19 protein-coding genes and 2 pseudogenes (1 of these 21 running past the window's edge) are annotated in these 23,838 nt (G+C 65.5%); 10 read left to right on the top strand and 11 right to left on the bottom strand.

Features of this window, described 5'->3' with window-relative positions; translation table 11 throughout:
- Positions 1-1,318, top strand: partial view of a lipopolysaccharide biosynthesis protein gene (locus KRR38_RS28550; RefSeq protein WP_254515019.1) — the 3' portion only. It extends 212 nt beyond the left edge of the window; only the last 1,318 of its 1,530 coding nucleotides appear in the window; its start codon lies off the left edge, out of view; the stop codon is at positions 1,316-1,318.
- On the opposite strand, the gene KRR38_RS28545 is transcribed toward KRR38_RS28550, so the two are convergent.
- Entirely contained in the window at positions 1,239-2,090 is an 852-nt protein-coding gene (locus tag KRR38_RS28545) for a glycosyltransferase (RefSeq protein ID WP_217406765.1), read from the bottom strand. The two genes, KRR38_RS28550 and KRR38_RS28545, sit on opposite strands and share 80 nt — an antisense overlap.
- A 127-nt stretch (positions 2,091-2,217) precedes the next feature.
- Between KRR38_RS28545 and KRR38_RS28540 the strand changes: the two genes are divergently transcribed.
- The gene (locus KRR38_RS28540; protein WP_217406764.1) at positions 2,218-3,114 is read left to right on the top strand and encodes a retroviral-like aspartic protease family protein; all 897 of its coding nucleotides are present in this window, start codon (positions 2,218-2,220) and stop codon (positions 3,112-3,114) included.
- A gap of 76 nt (positions 3,115-3,190) precedes the next feature.
- Positions 3,191-5,010 (top strand): annotated as a pseudogene (locus KRR38_RS28535) (ABCB family ABC transporter ATP-binding protein/permease).
- Positions 5,011-5,129: 119 nt separating this feature from the next.
- On the opposite strand, the gene KRR38_RS28530 reads toward KRR38_RS28535, so the two are convergent.
- A complete protein-coding gene (locus KRR38_RS28530; RefSeq protein ID WP_217406763.1) occupies positions 5,130-5,333 on the bottom strand; it encodes a DUF1737 domain-containing protein in 204 nt (67 codons plus the stop codon).
- Between the two features lie 96 nt (positions 5,334-5,429).
- Here KRR38_RS28530 and KRR38_RS28525 point away from each other — a divergent pair, with 96 nt between their 5' ends.
- The gene (locus KRR38_RS28525; protein ID WP_217406762.1) at positions 5,430-6,212 is read left to right on the top strand and encodes a sterol desaturase family protein; all 783 of its coding nucleotides are present in this window, start codon (positions 5,430-5,432) and stop codon (positions 6,210-6,212) included.
- 9 nt (positions 6,213-6,221) lie between these two features.
- On the opposite strand, the gene KRR38_RS28520 is transcribed toward KRR38_RS28525, so the two are convergent.
- The 4 genes and pseudogenes from KRR38_RS28520 to KRR38_RS28505 form a co-directional block, all read right to left on the bottom strand.
- Positions 6,222-6,635, bottom strand: coding sequence for an ACT domain-containing protein (locus tag KRR38_RS28520; RefSeq protein ID WP_217406761.1), 414 nt, complete (start codon positions 6,633-6,635; stop codon positions 6,222-6,224).
- Between the two features lie 2 nt (positions 6,636-6,637).
- Positions 6,638-7,939: an ATP-dependent protease ATPase subunit HslU gene (hslU, locus tag KRR38_RS28515; protein ID WP_217406760.1), complete on the bottom strand. Its 1,302-nt coding sequence runs from the start codon at positions 7,937-7,939 to the stop codon at positions 6,638-6,640.
- A gap of 32 nt (positions 7,940-7,971) precedes the next feature.
- A pseudogene (hslV, locus tag KRR38_RS28510) lies at positions 7,972-8,537 on the bottom strand (ATP-dependent protease subunit HslV).
- A gap of 47 nt (positions 8,538-8,584) precedes the next feature.
- Positions 8,585-9,073: an outer membrane protein assembly factor BamE gene (locus KRR38_RS28505; RefSeq protein WP_217406759.1), complete on the bottom strand. Its 489-nt coding sequence runs from the start codon at positions 9,071-9,073 to the stop codon at positions 8,585-8,587.
- 150 nt (positions 9,074-9,223) lie between these two features.
- Here KRR38_RS28505 and KRR38_RS28500 point away from each other — a divergent pair, with 150 nt between their 5' ends.
- Both KRR38_RS28500 and KRR38_RS28495 read left to right on the top strand, forming a co-directional pair.
- Positions 9,224-9,739, top strand: a complete 516-nt coding sequence (locus KRR38_RS28500) for a ubiquinol-cytochrome C chaperone family protein (RefSeq protein ID WP_217406758.1) — start codon at positions 9,224-9,226, stop codon at positions 9,737-9,739.
- The gene (locus KRR38_RS28495; RefSeq protein ID WP_217406757.1) at positions 9,736-10,242 is read left to right on the top strand and encodes a DUF177 domain-containing protein; all 507 of its coding nucleotides are present in this window, start codon (positions 9,736-9,738) and stop codon (positions 10,240-10,242) included. Before KRR38_RS28500 ends, KRR38_RS28495 begins: the two co-directional genes overlap by 4 nt.
- Here the strand turns inward: KRR38_RS28495 and KRR38_RS28490 are convergent.
- Genes KRR38_RS28490 through KRR38_RS28480 form a run of 3 tightly spaced genes read right to left on the bottom strand, consistent with a single transcriptional unit; the run spans position 10,239 to position 13,912 of the window.
- Complete coding sequence (locus tag KRR38_RS28490) at positions 10,239-10,841, bottom strand: TetR/AcrR family transcriptional regulator (protein WP_217406756.1); 603 nt, start codon at positions 10,839-10,841, stop codon at positions 10,239-10,241. The two genes, KRR38_RS28495 and KRR38_RS28490, sit on opposite strands and share 4 nt — an antisense overlap.
- 2 nt (positions 10,842-10,843) lie before the next feature.
- On the bottom strand, positions 10,844-12,295 hold the full coding sequence (locus tag KRR38_RS28485) for an efflux transporter outer membrane subunit (protein WP_254515018.1): 1,452 nt from the start codon (positions 12,293-12,295) through the stop codon (positions 10,844-10,846).
- 12 nt (positions 12,296-12,307) lie between these two features.
- A complete protein-coding gene (locus KRR38_RS28480; protein WP_217406754.1) occupies positions 12,308-13,912 on the bottom strand; it encodes a DHA2 family efflux MFS transporter permease subunit in 1,605 nt (534 codons plus the stop codon).
- A 74-nt stretch (positions 13,913-13,986) separates the two neighbouring features.
- Here KRR38_RS28480 and KRR38_RS28475 point away from each other — a divergent pair, with 74 nt between their 5' ends.
- The 3 genes from KRR38_RS28475 to KRR38_RS28465 all read left to right on the top strand — a co-directional run bounded on the left by KRR38_RS28475 (position 13,987) and on the right by KRR38_RS28465 (position 18,580).
- Positions 13,987-15,117: an HlyD family secretion protein gene (locus KRR38_RS28475; RefSeq protein WP_217406753.1), complete on the top strand. Its 1,131-nt coding sequence runs from the start codon at positions 13,987-13,989 to the stop codon at positions 15,115-15,117.
- Positions 15,114-15,740: a glutathione S-transferase family protein gene (locus KRR38_RS28470; protein WP_217406752.1), complete on the top strand. Its 627-nt coding sequence runs from the start codon at positions 15,114-15,116 to the stop codon at positions 15,738-15,740. Before KRR38_RS28475 ends, KRR38_RS28470 begins: the two co-directional genes overlap by 4 nt.
- Positions 15,741-16,081: 341 nt before the next feature.
- Positions 16,082-18,580, top strand: coding sequence for a TonB-dependent siderophore receptor (locus KRR38_RS28465; RefSeq protein ID WP_217406751.1), 2,499 nt, complete (start codon positions 16,082-16,084; stop codon positions 18,578-18,580).
- A gap of 91 nt (positions 18,581-18,671) precedes the next feature.
- On the opposite strand, the gene KRR38_RS28460 is transcribed toward KRR38_RS28465, so the two are convergent.
- Positions 18,672-21,128, bottom strand: coding sequence for a TonB-dependent receptor (locus tag KRR38_RS28460; RefSeq protein WP_217406750.1), 2,457 nt, complete (start codon positions 21,126-21,128; stop codon positions 18,672-18,674).
- Positions 21,129-21,430: 302 nt separating this feature from the next.
- On the opposite strand from KRR38_RS28460, the gene KRR38_RS28455 reads away from it, so the two are divergent.
- Positions 21,431-22,516, top strand: a complete 1,086-nt coding sequence (locus KRR38_RS28455; protein WP_217406749.1) for an AraC family transcriptional regulator — start codon at positions 21,431-21,433, stop codon at positions 22,514-22,516.
- On the opposite strand, the gene KRR38_RS28450 is transcribed toward KRR38_RS28455, so the two are convergent.
- Positions 22,489-23,838, bottom strand: a complete 1,350-nt coding sequence (locus KRR38_RS28450; protein ID WP_217406748.1) for a DUF1214 domain-containing protein — start codon at positions 23,836-23,838, stop codon at positions 22,489-22,491. The two genes, KRR38_RS28455 and KRR38_RS28450, sit on opposite strands and share 28 nt — an antisense overlap.

The raw sequence follows: 23,838 nt of genomic DNA, 5'->3' as shown, positions 1-23,838 counted from the left end.
CTATGGTTTCGCCTCTTCGCTGATCTCGGCCAAGGAGGTCGACGAGCGGCGCGTTGGACAGGTGTTCGGCCTGCTGATCCTGGCCAATGCGATTCTCGCGGTTACCCAAGTGCTGATGGCGCCGCTCGCCGCGCGCTATTACGGGCAGCCGCAGGTCGCGAACATGCTCTACGTCCAGGCGCTGATCTACTGCACCACGCCGTTCATCGCCCTGCCCGCCTCGCTGCTCGCGCGCGGGCTGCATTTCCGTACCCAGGCGCTGGTCAACCTGATCTGCGCGGTCGTCGGCGCCAGCGTCGCGCTGACCCTGGCCTGGGGCGGCCACGGTGTCTGGGCGCTGGTCTGGGCGCCGATCGCGATGTTCTCCACCCGCGCGCTGGGCCTGACCCTGGCCGCGGGCCGCCTGGTCAAGCCGATCTTCGACTTCCGCGGCAGCCGCGACATCATCGGCTTCGGCACTGCCTTTACGCTCTCGCAGCTGTTCTGGGTGATCCAGAGCCAGTCGGACATCTTCATCGCGGGCAGCCGCTTCTCCCCGCACGAGCTCGGGCTCTATTCCGAATCGCTGTTCCTCGTGCTGATCTTCACCGGCCGCTTCCTGCCGCCGCTCAACGAAGTGGCCTTCCCCGCCTATGCCGAGCTCAGCAACGCCGGCGCGCCGCTGGGGCCGGCCTTCGTCTCGGGCGTGCGGATGATCATGCTGATCGCAGCGCCGTTCTATGTCGGGCTCAGCCTGGCCGCAGGGCCGCTGGTCGCCACCTTCTTCGGTCCCAAGTGGCTCCAGATGATCCCGATCGTCGCCGGACTCGCCCTAGCCATGCCGGCAATGGCACTGCAGATCATCTGCTCGCCGACGACCAACGGCCTCGGCCGTCCGGGGATATATCTGTTCACTAGCGTCGCAGGCGCCGTGATCATGCCCACCTGCTTCTTCTTCGGCATAGCGGCGGGGCCGACCGGGCTGGTCCTGGCCTGGCAGATCGCTGCACCGCTGCTGCTGGTCGTGACGCTGGCCGCGACGCTGCCGGCGATCGGCGTGCGAATCGGCGCCTTGATCTCCGCGCTACTGCCGGCACTGACCGGTTGCGGCGTCATGGCGCTCGCCGTTCGCGCGCTCGAAGGTCACTTGGCCCACCTGCCCGCACCGCTGCAACTGGCAGCGATCGCCGCCACCGGAGCCGCGGTCTATATCGGGACGCTGGGTCTGCTCTGGCCCTCGCTGCTGAAACAGGCCTCGACTATGCTGCGGCGGAAGCGCGCATCCGCGCCAGCGCCTGGCGATCAAACCACCACCACACGGGATGGCGCCGCGGCCTGAACCGGCCGAGCCATTCGGGATAGAGATCGGCCATCCGCTCGGGCAGCGCCGTAGGCCCTGGCCCGCGCATCACCGCCGTGACGATACGGTTTTGGAAATGGCGGACGCTATAGTTGATCATCCGGCGGTACTGCATGTGCAGACTGCGTGGCGAGCCTAGGTCCGCCGGTTCGCAGAGGAAGCCCGCGCCGGCGCAGGGTTCGATGCGCGCGTCGCGCCAACCACCCTCGTCTGCAAGATCGGTCTTGGCCAGAGCGCCGATCAGGCTGTCGTCGCCGATTAGGTCCGCCGGCAGCCGGACTCCGCTGGCGCGCAGCTTGGCGACGAAGGTCCCGCTCAGCGCATAGAGATCGCCGAACAGGCCGCGACTTGCAGTCATTTCGGCACGGTACTGCTCGGCGCGCCGGCCGTTGCGCGGCATTCCGGCGGCAGCGTTGATCGCCGAGTCGGCCGCCAAGGTCACGGCCAGTGCAGTGATCGATCCCGGCGTCACCTCGGCATCGCCATCGACGAAGACGAAGACGTCACCCTCAATGCCGGGCGTATCGAACAGAAAGCGGTTCCAGCTCCGCGCCTTGCCCCCTTCGGGCCAGTCGTGGACGATAACCCGGCGCTCCCGCGCTATGGCGGCGGTCCGGTCGCGCGAGCCGTTGACCACGACGTGGACCGACACCGTGGGATCGCCCAGCGGCAGGCTCGCGAGGCACGCACCGATCCGGCGCTCCTCGTTGTGCGCCAGCACCGCGACCACGATCTTAACCGCTGGCTCCAACCTTGCCTCCAACACGAGAAAGCCCACTAGCCGAGCCGCTTTACCGCCCGCTTAATTGTTGCAGAATGTTTCGTGATTCACGCAAGATATGATAGAACTGTGACATAAGATCACGGGAGAAGCAGCGATGTCGGGCCTGCCGCTCGCTCTGTTCGCTTACGCCGCCTTGGCGGTGATCCCCACTATGTCGGGCGGCGCGCAGGAAACGAGCGACGTGGAAGTGGTCGCGGGCCGGGCCGACGCCGCAGACCGCATGACCGTGCCGGTTCAGATCGGCAGCAATGGGCCCTATCACTTCCTGCTCGATACCGGTTCGCAGAAGACCGTGCTGTCGACCGACCTCGCTGCAAGACTGGCGCTCGCACCGATCGAGAAGAAGCGTATCGTCGGTGTCGCCGGCTTTGGAACCGCCGACACGGCGGTGATCGACGAACTCGGCCTCGGCCGCCGCTCGTTCTACGGCCTCACCGTCCTGCTGTTCGAAGCCCGGCATATCGGCGCGGACGGTATCGTCGGCACCGAAAGCCTGCAGGACCAGCGCGTGCTGATGGACTTCACCCGCAACAGCATGGCGGTCGGCGATGCCAAGAGCCTCGGCGGCAATTCTGGCTTCGAGATCGTCGTCACCGCGCGGCGCAAGGCGGGCCAGTTGATCATGACCCATGCCGATATCGACGGCGTCAGCACCGACGTGGTCATCGATACCGGCTCGGACACTTCGATCGGCAATCGTGCCTTGCAACGCGCACTCGGGCAGCGCAGCAATCTCGGCCAGGCGGTCCTCGCCAGCGTTACCGGCCAGGATGCGGTCGCGGACCTCGGTTATGCCAAGCGGCTCGGCGTGGGCGACATTCGGATCAGCAACATCGTCATAGCCTATACCGACGGGCCGGCCTTCGAGGCGCTGGACCTCGATCGCCGTCCTGCCTTACTGCTCGGCATGCGCGAATTGCGGCTGTTCAAGCGCGTCGCCATCGATTTCTCGACGCGCAAGGTGATGTTCGATCTGCCGAACGAGCTATGATCTTCCAGCCGACACCGGACGCGGTACCAGAAACAGCGCCCTTTAGTTTTCGCCGATGCTCTCTACATAGCGCCGCATGCCACCCGACAACGCCGTAAACGACCCGAACGCCCGCCACGACGGCTGGAAGACGCTGCGGCGCTTCCTGCCCTATCTCTGGCCCGCCGATAATCCGGGGCTGCGCTGGCGGATCGTCGTCGCGGTGGTGCTCATTCTGCTCGGCAAGGCGGTGACGCTCGGCCTGCCGTTCTTCTACAAGCGCGCGGTCGACCTGATGACGATCAAGGGCGATCCGGCCCTCGGCCTCGCGCTCGCTTTCGTGCTCGCCTATGCGCTCGGCCGCTTCGCCGGAGTGCTGTTCGACAACCTGCGCAACATCGTGTTCGAGCGCGTCGGCCAGGACGCTACACGCGCGCTGGCCGAGAACGTCTTCGCCCGGCTGCATCGCCTCTCGCTGCGCTTCCACCTCGCCCGCCGCACGGGCGAGGTCACCAAGACGATCGAGCGCGGCACCAAGAGCATCGACGTGATGCTCTATTTCCTGCTGTTCAACGTCGCGCCGACCGTGCTCGAGCTGATCGCGGTCGCAGTGATCTTCTATTTCCACTTTGGCTGGGGCCTGGTCGCGGCGACTGCGGTGGCCGTGCTGGCTTATGCCTCGGTGACGCGGGCGATCACCGAATGGCGCTCGGTGCTGCGCGAGAAGATGAACAAGCTCGACGGTACGGCGATGAGCCGCGCGGTCGATCGCTGCTCAACTACGAGACGGTCAAATACTTCAGCGCCGAGAAGCGCGAGGAGGAACGCTACGCCCAGGCAACGCGCGCCTATGCCGACGCCGCGGTGAAGAGCGAGAATTCGGTCGGCCTGCTGAACATAGCGCAGGCGCTGATCGTCAACCTACTGATGGCCGGCGCGATGGGCTACACCGTCTGGGGCTGGTCGCAGGGGCAACTAACCGTCGGCGACCTCGTCTTCGTCAACACCTACCTGACCCAGCTGTTCCGCCCGCTCGACATGCTCGGCATGGTCTATCGCACGATCCGCCAGGGGCTGATCGACATGGCCGAGATGTTCCGCCTGATCGACACGCCGGTCGAAGTCGCCGACACGCCGGGCGCGCCGGCGCTCGTCATCAAGCGGCCGACCGTGGTCTTCGACAACGTCGTCTTTGGCTACGAGCCCGACCGGACGATCCTCCACGGATTGAGCTTCGAGGTACCGGCCGGACAGGACATCGCCATCGTCGGTCCCTCGGGCGCGGGCAAGTCGACGATCGCGCGGCTGCTGTTTCGCTTCTACGATCCGTGGTCGGGCCGCATCCTGATCGACGGACAGGACATCAAGGAGGTGACGCAGGAAAGCCTGCGCTGCGCGATCGGCATCGTCCCGCAGGATTCGGTGCTGTTCAACGAGTCCATCGGCTACAACATCGCCTACGGCCGCGACGGCGCGACCATGGCGGACGTCGAGGCAGCGGCGAAAGGCGCGGCGCTGAGCGGCCTGATCGACCGCCTGCCCAAGCGCTTCGACACCGAGGTGGGCGAACGCGGCCTGAAGCTGTCGGGCGGTGAAAAGCAGCGCGTCGCCATCGCGCGAACGCTGGTGAAGAACCCGCCGATCCTGCTGCTCGACGAGGCCACCAGTGCGCTCGACACGCGGACCGAGCAGGACATTCTCGCAACGCTCCACGCCGTCTCGGCCAACCGCACCAGCCTGTCGATCGCGCATCGCCTTTCGACGATCGCCGATGCCGACCGGATCTTCGTGCTGAACGAGGGCAAGCTCGCGGAATCGGGCTCGCACAACGAGCTGCTGCGCGCAGACGGGCTCTATGCCGAAATGTGGAACCGGCAGGCTAGCGAGATTGAGGAACTGGGCGAGGCGGCGGAGTAAAAACCTCCCCGTCGCCCCTGCGAAGGCAGGGGCCCATCTGACCTTGCGCATTGACGCTGACTAGCTTCACACCGTGACGTTGCATGGACCCCTGCCTTCGCAGGGGCGACGGGGAGGTGTTACCTCTTCACCACATCCGCATCCTGCCACACCACGGCCTGCGCGGCCTTCATGCAGTTGTTCTCGACATCCCAGGCGATCGTCGGCGAGCCATAGAGCCGCCAGCCCTGTTCGAGCGCTTCGGAGACGCGGTCGCAGAAGGCGCGGTCGTCCTTGCCGGTGAGGAGGCGGTAGATCGGCTTTTCGTCGGGGGGAATGGACATGCGCGGTTGCCTAGCCCAAGTGATCCGGCTCTCCAAGCACGCGGAGCCGAGGAAATGAGGTTGCATTGCCGGCTACGGCAGGGATAGCACGCTCTTATGCTGTCGTATCCGCTCACCTTGCTGCTGTCCTGCGCACCGATACTTGCGTTCCTCATCATCGGTATCGCTATGGAACTCACCGCACCACGGCAGCGCTATTCGCTCGGGTCGCGATGGCCGGGCGGGCTCTGGCTTTTCATCCAGCCAGGCCTGTTCATGCTGGCTGCATATCCTATCACCAGCCTTTGGCGGAGGCTCGGGATGGAGCCCGTTTTCGACCTGACCCCGCTCGGCTTCCTGGCCGGCGTGGCTGCGATGCTGTTGCTGGTCGACGGGCTGCGCTATCTGGGGCACCGGATCGAGCACAAGATATGCTGGCCGTTCCACGCCGTGCACCACTCGATCCGCGAGTTGCACTCGGCCAATTCCTTCGCCCATCCGGTGGAAGGACTGGTCGAGGCGTTTTGCGTGGTCATCCCGCTCAGCCTGATCCACGTGCCGCGCGAGGTTGTGCTGGTGGCCGGCGCGATCATCGGCTTGCAGAGCGTCGTCATCCATGCGCCGACCCGTCTCCATATGGGGCCGCTGCGGGCGATCTTGGTCGATAGCCGATTCCATCGAATCCACCACTCGGTAGAAGCCGTCCACTTTGACAAGAATTTCGGCTTCCTGTTTTCGTTTTGGGACCGGTTGTTCGGAACCCTGCACGATCCCGCACCGAGTGAATGGCCGGCAACCGGCATCGACGACTTGCCGCCGCCGAGGACCTTCGCCGGCATGCTCGCCCACCCATTGCAGCATTTCGGGTGGCATCGCGCTTCCCGTCGGACGTCGGGCTAGGTAGGCCGCTCAGTTCGCAGCTTTTGTTTGCAACTGCTGCAATATAGCCAATGCCCTATCGGCATCGACCGCGGGCACGAAGACATGGTCATGATGATAGGCCGCGACCATGTTGCAGGCGATACCCGCATCGGCGAGTGCGCTCGCGACGGCAGCGGTAAGCCCCACGCCATCAAGCGCGGAGTGCACGGTCAGCACGATGCGGCGCATGAGCGGTTCTGTCGCGAAACCGAGAGTCCCGGCACGACCAGCCTGGAGAATGAACGAAACGCCCTCGTCCTCGGCGAACCAGCCAAGCGCTGCATCACGGGCTTTTGCCACCTGCTCGTCTGAAAGCCCTGAACAGAATAGGTAGTCGATGTCGTCGAGGACCGGATCCATTCCGGCGACCATGGCCTGGCCGGAACGGACCGGTCCCGACATCGTCAGAGGATATACTTAGACAGGTCGCTATCGCTCGCCAATCCGGCGAGCTTGTCGCGCACGTAAGCGGCGTCGATCGTCACGGTCTCGCCAATGCGGTCCTCTGCCTCGAAGCTGATTTCCTCGAGCAGCTTTTCCATCACCGTCTGCAGGCGCCGGGCGCCGATGTTCTCGACACTTTCGTTGACCTGCGCCGCGATCCTGGCGATCTCGCGGTTGGCGTCGGGCGTGAAGTTCAGCGTCACTTGCTCGGTCGCCAGCAGCGCCTTGTACTGCGCCACTAGGTTCGCGCGGGTCTCCGACAGGATGCGGACGAAATCCTCCTCGGTCAGCGCCTTCAGCTCCACCCGGATCGGCAGGCGGCCCTGCAATTCGGGCAGCATGTCGCTAGGCTTGGCCACGTGGAACGCGCCCGAGGCGATGAACAGGACATGGTCGGTCTTCATCGGCCCGTACTTGGTCGCCACGGTCGTGCCCTCGATCAGCGGCAGCAGGTCGCGCTGCACGCCCTCACGGCTGACCGAGCCGCCGCGCACGTCGGAGACCGCGATCTTGTCGATCTCGTCGAGGAAGACGATGCCGTTGTGCTCGGCATTGGCCAGCGCGACGCGGGCGACGTCGTCTTGGTCCATGCGCTTCTCGGCTTCCTCGTCGACCAGCTTGTCCCAGGCCTCAGGCACCTTGAGCTTGCGGCGCTTCATGTTCTGCTTGCCGAAGGCCTTGCCCATCATGTCGGACAGGTTGATCATGCCGACCGAGCCGCCCATGCCGGGGATCTCCATCGGCATGTTGGGCACATCCTCGACATCGATCTCGACCTCGGTCTCGTTCATCGCGTTCTCGGTAATGCGCTGGCGGAAGGAGGCGCGGGTCGCTTCGGAAGCACCCTCGCCCACCAGGGCATTGAGCAGCCGCTCCATCGCCGCCTTGGAGGCGGCTTCGCGCACGGCCTCGCGCCGGCGATCCTTCTCGAGCCGGATCGCTTCTTCGACGAGGTCGCGGGCGATCTGCTCGACGTCACGGCCGACATAGCCGACTTCGGTGAACTTGGTCGCCTCGACCTTGACGAAAGGCGCGTCGGCCAGCTTGGCCAGGCGACGGCTGATCTCAGTCTTGCCGCAGCCCGTCGGCCCGATCATCAGGATGTTCTTGGGGGTGACTTCATCGCGCAACTCGGCGCCGAGCCGCTGGCGGCGCCAGCGGTTGCGCAGCGCCACCGCGACCGCGCGCTTAGCGTCGGTCTGGCCGATGATGTGCTCGTCGAGCGCGGCGACGATCGCCTTGGGAGTGAGATTGTCGTTCAATGGGGTGTCCTGAAAATTAGGATTCGCCAGAATCAGCTTTGGATGGTCTCGACTGTCACGCGGTCGTTGGTGAAGACGCAGACTTCGGCGGCGACAGCCATGGCGCGGCGCGCGATTTTCTCGGCGTCGTCCTCGTAGTCATCGAGCGCGCGCGCTGCGGACAGGGCGTAGTTGCCGCCCGAGCCAATCGCGGTGATCCCGCCTTCGGGTTCGAGCACGTCACCGTTGCCGGTCAGCACGAGCATCGTCTCCTTGTCGGCGACGATCATCAGCGCCTCGAGGTTGCGCAAGTACTTGTCCGTACGCCAGTCCTTGGCGAGCTCGACCGCCGCGCGCATCAGCTGCCCGCGGTGCTGCTCGAGCTTGCGCTCCAGCCGTTCGAAGAGGGTGAAGGCGTCGGCGGTCGCGCCCGCGAAGCCGGCGATGACGCTGCCGTCAGCACCGATGCGGCGCACTTTGCGGGCATTCGGCTTCATGACCGTGTTGCCCATTGAGACCTGGCCGTCACCTGCGATGACGGTCTTGCCCCCTTCTTGACGCCAATGATTGTCGTACCGTGCCACTGAATCAGGCCGTGGCTCGCCCCGCTGTGTTCCATAGTGCGCCATATGGGCATGCCGGTAAGCGCTTCAAGAGTAGGGGGAACTAGCTCCCGTTCGGGCCGCCGCCAGGGCCAGGACCGGCGCCGCCACCGGCACCCGGCACGCCGACTGCGCCGATATTGCCGAACAGGTCTTCGAGGAACGAGCGGTCGCGGCCGAGCGTCGGCGTGGTCTTGCCGTCGGGGCTGAGCCGCGCGACCTTCTCCATGCCGGCACGGTCGATCGCGGCGACATTGCCGGCCTGATCGAAGCGCACGCGCAACACCGTCTGCTGATAGGTCTTGGGACGCTTGAAGGCAGCCTGCTTGGTATCGACCGAAACGTAATACCAGTCCTTCTCGCCGAACTGGCTGACCCAGGTCGGCCGGCCCAGCGTACGCTCGACCGAGGTGCGGTTATCGACCTGCGGTTGGACCGAGTCGACCAGCGCCGTGTCGATCAGATAGCCGCGGTGATCGCGGATCGAGGTGCAGCCACCGGCCAGGACCAGCGTCGCTGCCATGCCAAGAACAATCCGACCCTTCACGCGCATTCAGAAACTCCGAAGTCTGGCGCCCGCTCCCTGGCATTGCCATATGCAAGCCGCGCCGTGTATCGGCGCAGCCTTAAGCCGCCGCGCCCTCTATCGCAACCGCGTTGGCCACAGGCTATTGAATTGCCGCTGAACGAAAGAGCACGATCCTTGAGCTTCCTGTCCCGCCTCTTCGGAAACCGCGAAGACGCCCTCGCCCCGGTCCGCCCGCTCTGGCATCGCGTGGTCGAGATCGCGCGCGAGAAAGCCTGGTACGCCGAATACGACGTGGCAGATACCGTGCCCGGCCGGTTCGATGCGATCACGCTGGTCCTGGCACTGGTACTGCTGCGCATGGAGCAGGACGAGGCGCTGATCGAGCCATCGGTGCGGCTGACCGAGCTCTTCATCGACGACATGGACGGCCAGCTGCGCCAGACCGGGCTCGGCGATCTCGTCGTCGGCAAGCATGTCGGCAAGCTCATGGGCACTCTCGGCGGCCGGCTCGGCGTGTTGCGTGAGGCGCTACCGCAAGACGACCCGGCGCTGGCCGAAGTGATCGCGCGCAACGTCACGCTGGTCGAAGGCGGTGAGGCCGCGAAACTGGTGCCGGCGGTGCGCAAGCTCGCGGGCACGCTGAACGCGCTGTCCGCCGACGATCTCATGGCAGCCCGGATCGAACGATGACGCCCGAGTTCTCCCGCCCCTTCGACATCCGCCAGCTCGATCACCGCGCAGTGCAGCTCGTCGCCGACGAGGCCGAGCGCGCGGCCCTGTCAAAGCGCTTCGGCATCGTGCGGATCGACCGGCTCGAAGCCGAAGTCGTGCTCGAACGCGCCGGCGAAGCGCTGAACGGCACGGGCACGCTCAGCGCCGACATCGTCCAGAGCTGTGCCGTGTCGGCCGAGGACCTGCCCGTGCAGATTCGCGAGCCGCTGGCCTTCCGCTTCGTTCCCGAAACGGACGCGCACCGGCCCGACGAGGAAGTCGAACTCGATGCCGACGAGCTAGACGAGATCGAGTTCAGCGGCACCACGGTCGATCTCGGGGAAGCCGTGGCGCAGAGCGTCGCGCTGGCGATCGATCCGTTCCTGACCGGCCCCGATGCCGAGGCGGCGCGGAAACTGCTCAACGACGAGAGCACCAGCCCCTTCGCGGCGCTGGCCGCGCTCAAGAAGGATCTGAACTAGCGCAGCTCCAGCCTGTCGCGAACCCGCGAGCGCGACGCCGCCAACATTGCCGCGGCTTTCTGCTCGTCAGGCTGGACGCGGGCCAGACTGATCGCCCCGGCCAGTTCCGCGAGAACCGAACTGGCCAGCGCAGCCGGTTCCGAGCGCCCCATTTGCGTTAGCAGCGTTTCTAGTACCCGGTTCAGGCGCTCCATCCCGTCGAGAAAGGCGGCACGCGCGGGCGCGGCGAGACGGCCGATCTCTCCGGCGAGCGGCGGGATCGGACAGCCTTTGTCCGCCGCGTCGCGGTGTCGCTGGCTCAGGTAGCTATCGATGAATCGACCGAGCGTCTCTTCGGGCGTTTCGTCCGTGGCCGAGAGCAAGCGCGCGTAACGCTCGTCGAACATGAGGGTAATGGCCTGGGCGATCAGATCATCCTTCGAGGCGAAATGGGCATAGAAACCGCCCACCGTCATGCCCGCGCGCGCCATGACCGCCTGGACGCTGATGCGTTCGGCGCCTTTCTCGCGGATGGCGGCAGCAGCCTCGTGCAGGATGCGCTCGCGGCTCTTGGCCTTCTTTTCCTGCCGGCGATCGGGCTGCGAAGCTGGGACGTCCATGGTCATCTCCTATCGCCCTCCTGCCCGCCAAAAGCGAGTGCCTTGGTTTCGGGCTGCCAGCCGCCCCCGAGTGCGCGGTAGACGGCGACCGCCGAGCGGGATTCGTCGGCCTGGACCGTGGCTAGGCGGTTCGACGCCGCCAGCAGTTCGCGATCGGCATCGAGCACTTCGATCAAAGAGACGACGCCGCCTTGATAGGCCTGGTCGGCCTGCCCCCGCGCCGCGGTGAGCGCCGCTACCTGCCGTTCGAGCGCGTCGCGTTCCTTCCGGGCTTCGGCGAGGCGCGCCAAAGCCGTCTCGACGTCCTCGGCAGCCAGAAGGATCGAGCCGCGCCAGGCCGCCAGCGCCTCTGCCTGTGCGCCCTTCGCCTGCGCCACCTCGGCATCGACCCGGCCGAAATCGAACAGACGCCAGCGAAGACCGGCTCCTGCCGAAGCCTGGACCGCGCCGCCGGTGAACAGGCTGCTGGTGCCGAGACTGGCGACGCCGAGCAGGCCGGACAGCGAAAGGTGAGGATAGTATTCCGAGACCGCGACGCCGATGCGCGCATTGGCCGCGGCGAGCCGCGCTTCGCTCGCGACCACGTCCGGGCGCCGGCGTAGCAGATCGGTCGGCTCGGCGCTGCCCGAGGGCATGGGCGCTGCGGGGATCGGACGCTCGACGGCGAGCAGGTCGCGGTTGGCGCCTGGTTGCTGGCCGACCAGCACGTCGAGCCGGTTGAGCTGCGCCTCGATCCCCGCGCGCAGCGGCGCGAGCGAGGCGCGCACGCCTTCGAGCGCGCCGGTGGCGCGGTTGAGCTCCCGGTCGGGGGCGATGCCCTGATCCACCCGCTGCTGGACGAGCGCGACGAGCCGCGCCTGCGTCGCCTCCTGCCGGCGCGCGACGTCGAGCTGCGCCTGCAGCGCGCGCAAGGTCAGGTAGGCATCGGCAGTCTCGGCCGCGATGGCGATGCGCACCGCGCCGACGCCGGCTTCGGTAGCCGCAAGGTCGGCGCGTGCCGCTTCGCTGCCACGGCGCAGGCCACCGAAGAGGTCCAGCTCCCACGAGGCCTCAGCACCGACCGCATATTGCGTCGTGCCGCGCGGCTGGCCGAAGGCCTGGGCGATCTTGCCGACCGGCGTATCGAGCGACTGGCTCGCCGTGGTCACGCCGCCGGCCGCGTCGAGGGCCGGCAACAACGCAGCCCCGGCCGCGCGGGCCGCGGCGCGCGACTGGTCGATCCGCGCGCGCGCCTGGGCGATGTCGAGATTGCCGGCCAGAGCCCGCGCGACGAAATCGGCGAGCAGCGGATCGTCGAATCCGCGCCACCAGTCGGCGTCGACGGCTTCCTGTCGCGCGATCGCCGGCGCGGCCATGAAGGCGGGCGTCAGGCTCACGGCCGGGCGGTGGTAGTCGGGTCCCACCGTGCAGCCGGCAAGGCTGACCGTGGCCAAGAGCAAGGCGAGCTTACGCATCATCGAGATCCTTCAATGGGCGTCGACCGGCGGCACCGTGTCGCCGGGCAGAGGGGATTTGGCGAAAGGGACCATGACCAGCGCGGCCAGGAAGACGACCGCCATCACCAGGAACACGTCGTCGAAGGCCAGGGTCAGCGCCTCGCGCCCGACCAGACGCCCGAGCGTCGCCTGGGCCATGGCCATGGCGCGATCGGGATCGGGCGTGACCGCGGCGAACCGGCGCGCGAGCTCGGCCGTCGCGTCCTGCGCATTGCGGCCGTTGACCGACAGCCCCTCGCCGAAGCGCAGCGCCGCGATCCGGGCATTGTCCTGCAGCCAGGTATTGACCGTGGCGATGCCGATCGCCCCGCCAAGGTTGCGCATCAGGTTGAACAGCCCCGAGGCGTAGCGCAGCTCCTGTCCGGCAAAGCCCGACAGCGCCATGTTCACGCTGGGCACGATGCAGAGCATGATGAACAGGCCGCGCACCGCCTGCGGCACGAACAGTTCGCCGAAGCCCCAGTTCGATCCGATGTGCGCGGTCAGCCACAGGCTGAAGGCAAAGCCCGACAGGCCGATCGCGATGAGGATCCGCCGGTCGACCGTGTTCGCGAGCCGCGCCGCGATGATCGTGCTGATCAGCTGTCCGCCGCCCACCACGAACACGGTGGTCCCGATCTCCAGGCTGTTGAACCCGCGCACCCGGCCGAGGAACACCGGCAGCAGATAGGTCGAGGCATAGATGCCGAAGCCGATCACCAGGTTGAACACGCAGGCGAAAGCGAAAGTCGGATTGCGGAAGGGGCTGAGGCGGACGATCGGGTTCTGCGAGAAGAACGACCGCTCGATGAACAGAGCGAAGGCGACGACCGAGAACCAGGCCGCCATGACGATCTGCGGATCGCCGAACCAGTCCTTCCGCGGACCTTCCTCGAGGACATATTGCAGGCAGGCCAGCGCCAAGGCCATCGCCGCGAGGTGCGACCAATCGATCCGGCCGAACATCGCCCGGTCGCCGCGGTCGACGTCGACGACCAGGATCGTCAGCACGGTGACGGCAGCGCCTGGCACCACGTTGATGAAGAAGATCCAGCGCCAGTCGATTGTATCGGTGATGATGCCGCCAACCGTCGGCCCCAGGGTCGGCGCGAGCACAGAGACGATACCCAGGATCGCCGGGATCATCGCGCGCTGCTTGCCTTCGAACAGGGTGAAGCCGACCGCAAAGACGCTCGGCACCATGGCGCCGCCAACGAAGCCCTGGATGGCGCGGAAGATGATCATCGATTCGATGTTCCAGGCCATCCCGCAGGCCACGCTCGACAGGGTGAAAAGCCCCGCCGACAGCGCGAAGAGCCAGCGCGTCGACATGGCCTGGGCGAGGAAGGCCGAGAACGGGATCATGACGAGCTCGGCCATCAGATAGGCGGTCTGGACCCAGCTGATTTCGTCTGGCCCGGCGGAAAGGCCGGCCTGCACATCGTTGAGCGAGGCCGCGACGATCTGGATGTCGAGCAGGGCCATGAACTGGCCGAAGGCGAGCACGCCGAAGATCAGATACTTGCGCGACGTGGGCAGTGCAGCCGGGTTCGGCAGCGGTCGTTCGCCTCCCTTCGCTATCTCGATCGCCGCCATCTTCGCTCACCTCTTGCGATATTACGAATATCATATTATGTACGTAATATTGAAATTGCAAGGCGGAGTTTCTCATGGATGCGATGACCTCGAGTGCGGCACTCACCGCGGATGACGTTCGAGTAGCGCGGCGCCGGTTCGCGCTACCCTCGCGCCGGACCCTGCTCGCCTCGGGCATCGCTCTCGCCGTCGCGGTTGCCGGAGCGGTCTGGATCAGCCTGCCTGCGACCGCCGAGACCACCGACGATGCCTATGTCGGCGCCGACGCCACCGCGGTCGCGCCGAAGGTCCGCGGGCTGATCGAGGCCGTCTATGTGCACGACAACCAGTTGGTCCGCGCCGGCCAGCCGATCGCGCTGATCGATCCCGAAGAGTTCGACGCCAGAGTGGCCGCCGCCGAAGGAACGCTGGCCGATGCCCAGGCGGGCGTTGCCGCAGCGCGCGCGGCACTGGTTGCGTTGTCCGCCGAGGAACGACTGGCGGCCGCCAACATCGTCGCCGCGCAAACCTCGATCCGCTCGGCGGCGGCGCGGTCCGATCTCGCGGCGGCCGATCGGCGGCGCTACGATGCGCTCGTCGCGGGCGGCGCCGTCGCGCGGCGCGATGCCGACAGCTACAATACCGCCGCCGTCACCGCCGAGCAGGACGCCGCGCATGTGCGGGCACAACTCGCCGTCTCGCGCGAGACCGCCGGTGTGACCAGCGCCAAGCGCCCGGGGCTGCTGGCAGACCTCGCCACGGCCCAGGCGCGCGTGCTGCAGGCACAGGCCGCGCTCGATCTGGCCAGGCAGGACCGCAGCCACACAATCATACGCGCACCGATCGACGGGACGGTGGGCGACCGGAAGGTCCGGGTCGGCGACTATGTCCAGGCCGGCTCGCGCCTGCTGACCCTGGTCCCGCTCCACGCGCTCTACGTAACGGCGAACTTCAAGGAGACTCAGACCGAGCGGATGCGGCCCGGCCAGCCCGTGACCGTCGAGGTCGACGCCTTGGGTGGCGGCCACCTCACCGGCACGGTCGAAAGCTTCGCGCCGGGATCGGGGTCGAGCTTCTCGCTGCTGCCCTTCGAGCCCGGGACCGGCAATTTCACCAAGATCGTCCAGCGCGTGCCCGTGCGCATCCGCTTCGACCCCCGCCAGCCGAAGGTCGATCGGCTCCGCCCGGGCCTATCGGTCACCGCCCGTGTGCGGCTGGCGTCATGAGCGCGGCATTGGAACTCTACGGCGCACAGACCGGCAACTGCCTACGTGTCGCCGTGACGCTCGAAGAACTCGGCCTGCCCTACCAGATACGTAAGCTGGACCTCGGCGGCGGCGAGCATCGTCGCGCGGAATTCCTTGCGCTCAATCCCGACGGCCGCGTGCCGGTGCTGGTCGACCAATCCGCCCCGGACGATCCCTTGGTGATCGCCCAGTCGAACGCGATCCTCCTGCATCTGTGTGATCGCAGGCCTGGCGTGCTCCTGCCCGTCGACGATGTCCGATCACGCGCGATCGTTCTCGAACGTTTCTTCTATTTCGTCACCGACGTCATCGCGGCCAATTTCAGCGCCTTCTACCTAAATAGGATTGGCGCATCGACCGAAGCCGCCGGGCAACTTTCAGCGCGTTCGATCGATGCCATTGTCGACGCCGAACGATTCCTGGCGGAATCGCGCTATATGGCAGGCGACACCTTCTCGCTCGCCGATGTCGTTGCCGTGACGATCGTCAATGCGAGCCGCGACAAGATCGCCTTTTCCGACCATCCTTTGCTGTCACGGTGGTTCGACGAATCCCGGAATCGACCGGCGGTACTTCGCGGGATGCAGGCATTCGCCGGCTAACGAATCGGCAAATAGGCTACGCCTTCGATGCCCGCAGCCCGAATTGAGCGCGTTTTATTTTTCGCAACTAACGGAACTAGCGTTCCCATTGGCATTTAAGCCGTTCGATCTAACTAGGCTTCTGCCTTAACCGTGTCCGTGCCGAAATCCGCAGTAAACTGCCAATCTCGATGTCGCGATGCAGGCGAATGCCAGACCCACGACACAGACTATTCGAGAGAAATGTTAAAGCGATACTACTGATCGCGAGGGCAACGCCACAGGTATGGTTAATCGGACAATATTAACGACGAAGCCGCATTTCCCGCCCCGTTCTCCCAACGAGACACAGGGGTATAACAATGAAAGCATGGTATCTGTTTCTGGGTATAGCGCCGCTTGCCCTGGCCACGCCGGCCTGGGCCGATGACGCGGCCGACGCTACCCAAGAAAGCGCTTCGCCTCAGCAGACCGTAACGCCGGCCGGCGCACAACGCGAAGTCTTCAGCACGGGTGTCGCCAAGGGGCGCGACATTCTCGACTCCGCGATCTCGACCAGCTCGATCCGCGAGAACCAGATCCAGAAGCTCTCCGCCCGTTCGCTCGCGGAAATCTTCCACAACATCGCCGGCGTTCGCTCGGAAGTGTCGAACGGCGAACTGAACAACAACGTCACCGTGCGCGGCCTGCCCATGGCCTCGACCGGCGCCAAGTTCCTGCAGATCCAGGAAGACGGCCTGCCAGTCGTCGAATTCGGCGACATCGTCACCGGCGGCGCGGACATGTTCATGCGTGCCGACCTCAACGTCGCCGCGATCGAAGCGATCCGCGGTGGTTCGGCCTCGACCTTCGCCTCGAACTCGCCCGCGGGCATCATCAACCTGATGTCGAAGACCGGCGATGTCGAAGGCGGCTCGCTGATGCTGTCGACCGGCCTCGACTACGAGGAATACCGCGCCGACTTCGACTACGGCGGCAAGATCAGCGACACGCTGCGCTTCCACATCGGCGGCTTCTACCGCCAGGGCGAAGGCCTCCGCAGCGCCGGCTACGACGCGGTGAAGGGCGGCCAGATCAAGTTCAACATCACCAAGGAATTCACCGGCGGCCACATCCGGCTCTACGGCAAGTTCATCGACGACCGCGCGCCCGCCTACCTGCCGGCGCCGATGGGGATCACCGGCACGCCGGGCGATCTCAAGTTCACGCCGCTGACGAGCTTCGACGCGAACAAGGACGCCCTCCTGTCGCGCTACATCACCAGCAACCTGACGCTGGATGAGAACAACAACGTCACCACACACGACATCCGCGACGGCATCCGCACCAAGGTCAAGTCAGTCGGCGTCGAGGCGCAGTTCGAGATCGCGAACTGGACGGTCACCGACCGCTTCCGCTATTCGACGATCTCTGGCACCTACATCTCGCCCTACCCGGCGATCATCGCCCCCGCGGCGACCGTGGCCTCGCTATTCGGCGGTCCCGGCGCGACGCTGCGCTATGCAAACGGCCCGCTCAAGGGTCAGGCACTGCCGGCGAACGCCAACGGCAACGGCCTCGTCTCCGCGCTGGGTATCGCCGACAATGTGCTGAAGAGCTTCGACAACATCACCAACGATTTCCGCGCCAGCCGCGTGTGGAACCTCGGCGGCGGCGAGCTGACGACCACCGCCGGCTTCTACAAGTCGCGCCAGACGGTCGAGAACTATTCGGGCTACAGCTCGACGCTCTCGGACGTGGTCGGCGGCGGCAAAGCCGCGCTGCTCGATATCTCGACTGCGGCTTTCCCCGGCGCCCCCAACGGTATGCAGCTGAGCGAGAACGGCTACTTCAGCTATGACGGCAGCTTCTTCGGCGGCTTCCCACGCAAGGGCATCAACGTCGACTACGACACCAATGCCGCCTTCGGCTCGGTGAACTTCAAGACCGGTCCGCTCGCGATCGGCGGCAGCCTGCGCTATGACTTCGGCGGCGCCAACGGCTGGATCGAAACCTACGGCCTGCAGGGTGCCACCGGTTCCTTCACCAAGGACATGAACGGCAACGGCGTGATCTCCAGCCCGGAGACCCGGGTTGCCTTCCTGCCCGTGAGCGACCATTCGCCGGTCGACTATACCTACCACTACCTGTCGTACTCGGTGGGCGTGAACTACCGCGTCGCGGAGCCCTTCGCGGTCTTCGCCCGCTACAGCCGCGGCGCCCGCGCCAACGCCGACCGCCTGCTGGGCAGCGCCGCGATCAACCCCGTCTCGGGCGGCCTCGCCAACAAGGACGCGCTGATTGACTACGTCAAGCAGGCCGAAGCCGGCTTCAAGTACCGCACTTCGCACATCACGCTCAACGGCACGGCCTTCATGGCCAACACGCTGGAGCACAACAGCTACTTCGGCCCGACGATCGACCGCAAGTACAAGGCCTACGGCCTCGAGCTCGAGGGCTCGTACCGCACGGGCATCTTCAGCGTGACCGCTGGTGCGACCTACACCCATGCCGAGATCAGCAACGACAAGATCGACCCGACCGTCATCGGCAACCAGCCGGCCGGTGCGCCGAAGCTGTTCGGCTACATCACGCCGGAAGTGTCGACCGATCTCTTCAGCGTCGGTGCCAACGTCTATGGCATCACCAGCCGCTATGCGTCGGACCTGGAAGACTACAAGATGCCCGGCTACGTGCTGGTCAATCCGTTCGTCCAGATCCGTCCGACCCAGGCGCTCACTGTCAGCCTGAACGTCAACAACCTGTTCGACACCAAGGGCATCACGACGGTGGTCACACCAACGGCTCTAGCGCCGACCGTCGGCAGCGTCACCGTGGTCAACGGCCGCACCGTCTCGGCTTCGGTCCGCTTCGACTTCTGATAGTCGGCTCGAACCTCGACTAAGACGTCGCGCCCGCGCTCCTCAGGGAACGCGGGCGCGATTTCGTTTCGGCCAAAGAAACGAGGCGGGGTTACTTCCCGAAGTTGATCCTCGCGCGGAAGCCGAACATGCGCGGCATATTGGTGTGGCCGACGTCGGCACCGAAGGTCTGCCACGATCCGCCTGGGAAGGTGATGAGCTTCTCGTTGGTCACGTTGGTCATGAAAAAGGCAAGATCGATCGGGCTGCCGAGCGCCGACTTCCAGTCGACGTTGAGGTTGAGCAGGTTCGACGCCTTCACCTTGTAGAGGAACGGCGAGAAGATCTGCGAGACCGCGGCATTGGCGTCGGTATGGGTGAAGGTCGCGCCGAACGACACTTCGCCCACGCTCGCATCCAGCGGCAGGGTGTAGGTGCCCGTCACAGTGACGCGGTTCTTCGGCGAGAGCGAGAGCGGCTCACCCACCTGCGCGGTCGGCAGCAGCGACGAGTAATAGACCGGCGGCGTCGGCGGCGTGAACTGCTGCAGCTTGGTGTTGAGATAGGCATAGCTGACGTCGAGCCGCAAGCCTTCGAACGGCCGCACCGAGGCATCGACTTCCACGCCCCACAGCCGCGACTTGCCCGCGTTGACGATCGCCTGGATCGGCGGGACGCTGTTGACATAGGCCGGGGCGACCACCGAGTTCACCGCCAGCTGCTGGCCGCGGAAGTTGTTGTAGAAGGCGGCCACGTTGAAATAGCCGGGCACGGCGCCGCGGAAGCTGGTCTTCGCGCCGACCTCGTAAGTGTCGACCTTTTCCGGCCCCCAGGTCTCGATCCCGAGGTTGTTGGGATTGATCCCGCCCTGGCGATAACCGCGCGCCCACTTGGCATAGAGCAGCATGTCGTCGCTGGGCTTGTAGTCCAGGTCGATCAACCAGGTCGGCCGGTTCGACTTGGTCTGGAACACGTTCTCACAGCGCGCCGACTGCGGGCCTTCGACGAACAACGGTCCGCCCGCGCCATTGTTGAACTTGATGATGTTCTGGCAGGTGAACAGCTGCGTGCCCGGTGCCGGCAGGTATATGTTGAGATTGCGGTTGATGTCGGTGAGCTTGTCCATCGTGTAGCGGATGCCGCCGGTCACGCTGAACCGCTCGCTCAGCTTGTAGGTCGCCTGGGCGTAGAGGCCCTTGTTGTTGAACGTGTCCTTGTAATTGGTCGAGGATATCGACCCGAAACCGAGCGGGTCGCTGCACTGGTAGGTCAGGGCGTTGGTGCAGCTCAGGAAGATATGCGCGAAGCTCGAGCTGAAGCCGAGCGGCTTGCTCACTTCGAGATAGGCACCTGCCTGCCACTTCAGCGCATCGCCCAAGGCCGAGCCCTGGAGCTGCAGTTCCTCGGTGAAGGTCGACTGCGACGAGTTGTAGCCGCTCGCACCCAGGCCGATCGTGATCGTCGGAAGGCGGAGCCCGCCTGCGCCGGGCACCAGCAGGTTGTCGCCCCAGAGGCTGAAATCGGCCTTCTCGCGGTATTCGGCATAGGAGGCGATATTCTTGACCGTCAGATTGTCGCTGGCGCGCCAGGTCGTGGTGTTGATCACCTGCCACTGCTCGACCCGCTCGAGCTGATTGGGATCGGCGCTCTCGACATCCCAGAACCCGTCGCCGCGCGCATTCTGGCGGGCGATCTGGGCGCAGGACAGCGGACCGAGCACGGCGACCAGTGGGGAATCGGTCAGCGGGTTGAAGTTGGGATTGCAGCCGATCATCTTCGGCGCAACGCCGTGGTTGTTCGATCGGCTGTAGCTGAAGATCGTATAGTTCTCGAGATCTGGCGTCAGATCGCCGACGATCGAGAGGCGCGTGGCGATATAGTCGGTATCGCCCAAACGGTCCGGGCCGATGCCGCTGCGGTTGCGCAGATAGCCGTCGCGCTGGTTCCAGTCGACCGCCGCGCGCACGCGGAAGGTATCGCTGAGCGGAGCGTTCAGCACGCCCTGGAAGCGGCGCAGGTTGTAGTCGCCGACCGAGCCTTCGACGTAGCCTTCGAGATTGTTGGTCGGCTTGGCGGGCACGAGCAGGATCGCGCCGCCCGTGGTGTTGCGGCCGAACAGCGTGCCCTGGGGGCCTTTGAGCACCTGAACGTTCTGCAGGTCCATCATCGAACCGACGCCGGCGCCGTTGCCCGATGTCGTGCCGCCATTGGCCCGCGGCGCCACGACGTCGGCGAAGTAGACACCCACCGACGGTGCGGTCTTGCCTTCCTGGACGAAGCCGCGGATCGCGAAGCTCGCTTTCTCGGGGCCGAAATTGCTGTTGAGCGAGAGCGACGGCACGTAAGCGGCAAGATCGTTCGCGTTGTAGATGTTGCGCTTGGCGATCGCTTCTTCGCTCAGCACGGTGATCGAGATGGGAACGTCCTGAAGGCGCTCCTCGGAGCGCCGGGCAGTCACGATGATGTCGCCGCTGTCGCCCGCCGTGTTCTGCGATCTGTCCTGTCCGAAGGCAGGAGCAGACAGAATTGTCCCGAGCAGCAATACGCTAACGATAGAACCAGACCTCATGCTTCGACTCCCTATATTTATTTTCAAAAGTCATGAACTTTTGGAATATTATTGCCCTTAAGAACCCTCGGTGATCGGATGATTTCCTGGAGAAGTTATCTCCATTTTGGACCTGCGATCGACCAGCGGCGATAGTAGTGCGCGGGGATCGCGTTTTCTCGATAGGGGAGCCGAGCTTTCGATAATTCGCACGTGATCGGCGCAGTTGGCGCACGCGCTCGATTTGACGAAGCGCCGCGTTTCATTCAGACAGCGGCGCAAGAAAAAAGCGGCATCAGGGCCCGCTGGTTGAGGATCTGACTATGGCGGAGACCCCTGCGTTCTACACGCTGGACGGCCCCCTTTCGCCGGCACCAGGGCTGCGCCAGACACGCGCGACCCATTTGCAGGGCTTTGCCGAACTGCTGCGCAGCGGCGGGGTAAACCCGGTGTCCCTGCTCGAGCAGCACGAGATCGACCCGCGGGCGATGATCAATAGCGATGCCTATATCGGCTGCGAGCAGCTGATGGAGGCCATCGAGCACTCCAGTCATATGCTGGGAGCGCCACTGTTCTCGCTCGATCTGGCACGGCGGCAGACCCAGGTCCTCGGCTTCGTCGGCTCGCTCTGCGCGGTCGCGCCCGATCTCGCCAAGGCGATCGACTGCCTGATCGAATACCTGCCGGTGATGCATTCGCCCGAATGCAGGATGAGCCTGAAGACGGGCAGGACGATCAGCGAGCTGCACTGCGGCTCCTGGCTCGAACATTCCGGGCTCGACCAGATCAACTACGGCGCCATGCTGAACCTGCTCGACCTGCTCGGGCGACTGACCGAAAGCGCGTTCCGACCGCATTATGTGCTGATGAAGGCCCGCCCGGGCCTGTCCGAAGTCGCGCGGCTCGAACGCGAATATGCCTGCAAGGTCCACACCGGCCAGCCTTACAACGCGGTCGGCTTCGCCACCCACATGCTGGGAACGCGCGTCGTGTCGAGCGACGGCATCAGCTTCCGGCTGCTGCGCGACTATGCCGACAGCGTCCGCGCCGATCAGCGCAGTTCGTTGCTGACGCGGGTCAGCGACTACATCCGCGGAGCGCTTGCAGGGAACTGCAACCTGGTTCGCTGCGCCGCCACGCTGGGGACCAACGCGCGCAAGTTGCAGCTCCAGCTCGATGGCTACGGCGTCTCGTTCTCCGAACTCCTCGCGCAGCAGCGCGAGGAGATGGCCAAGGCCTATCTCACGTCGAACATCCTCGGCCTCGACGAGATCGCACACCGCCTGGGCTATGCCGACCAGACCAGCTTCGGCCGGGCGTTCCGGCGCTGGACCGGCAAGTCGCCCGGAACCTTCAAGACCGAGTCCGCCCCGGCGCGAGGTCAGCTTTCCACGAACCGCCTGTCATAGGCCTGCTGCCGCTCGCGAACCTGCGCGGCGCGCTGCTCGGCCGAGACCTTGCGGATCGCCGGCGGCAGCACGGTTCCGAGCTGCGCCGCATCGACGACATGGGTGCTGACCCGCGGCGGCGTCTTCACGTTGGGCGACAGCCCCTGCCAGCGTACTCCGATGGTGAACTCGTGCAGCCCGGTGGTGTCGAGCCAGTTGTGCACGCCGGGATCGCGCGGCGAGATGACGAAGCTGAACTTGCCGTCGGCATCGGCTTCCATCTGCGTGTTGTTGAGCGAAGTCAGGTGATCGCGGTACTCGAGCGAGCGCCCCCAGATGTCGTAGAGCACGATGCTGCAATAGCTGGCCTCGACCGGATCGAAGCTGACCACGCCGACCTCGCCCTCCTTCAAGGCAAACCAGCCGTGGCTGGTGATCTGGGTCAGCAGCCCGCCCGAGGGGCCGGTCCCCGTCGGCTGGCTGAGAATGCCAGGCTGCGCGTTGAGCACGAGGCGCGACCAGTAGTAGGCCGGCGTCACGCCGTCGCGCATGACCAGCGCAGCGCGGGCGGCGAGTTCGTCGATCGTCAGCGGCGCTCGCACCGGCGCGTTAAGCCGTTCGACCCGCAGCGAATTGGGGGTCTGCCGCCAGTCGCCCAGTGAGTCGCGGATGAACAGGTACCCCGCGTCGGGCGTGACCTGGATGTGGTTTTTGCGGCCACCGGCAGGCCGCTCATCAAGCGTGATCTCGAACGATCCGTCGGCATCGCTGACGATGTCTGCCTGGCCCAGCAGGCCGACGGTGATCGACGTATTGGTATCGGCGACCAGCGTATAGGACACGTCCGAAGGCGGATTGGCGGGACGCTTGCCGCGCACGACATATCGCCCGCCCTGCGCGATCGGGATGATCCGGTAAATGTTGTCGGGGTTCTCCTGCCCCCACTTCGATGGCGGCACGCGGTTGCCCAGCCAGTTCGCCGCGGGCGAATAGACGCGATAGATGCGTGGATGGTCCGCGTCCGAATTCACCGCGAGCTGGATCGAGCGGAAGGCATAGCTGTCGACATAGGCCCGGAACTGGCTCCAGACCTCGGCGCTGACCGTCTTGTCGGTGACCCTTGCAAAAGCTCCGGCCGCGCGCTCCTTGGCCTGCTGGACGTCGGCGCGGGCGAACAGCTCGATCGCCCTGGCATCGAGCCATTGCTGGTCAAGGGTCGCGCAGGGGTTGCTGTCCGAAAGGAAGTATCCGTCCGCCACTGCCATTCTCCGTGATGAATTTGCCTTGGCCGCAGAGGCGAGGCTCACCGCGCCCATCCCCGCGACCACTTCGCGCCGCCGCAT

Origin of the sequence: Novosphingobium sp. G106, assembly GCF_019075875.1 — a bacterium.
Taxonomy (GTDB): domain Bacteria; phylum Pseudomonadota; class Alphaproteobacteria; order Sphingomonadales; family Sphingomonadaceae; genus Novosphingobium.
The sequence above is the reverse complement of the archived record's forward strand: the minus strand, read 5'-3'. Positions and strand labels throughout refer to the sequence as shown.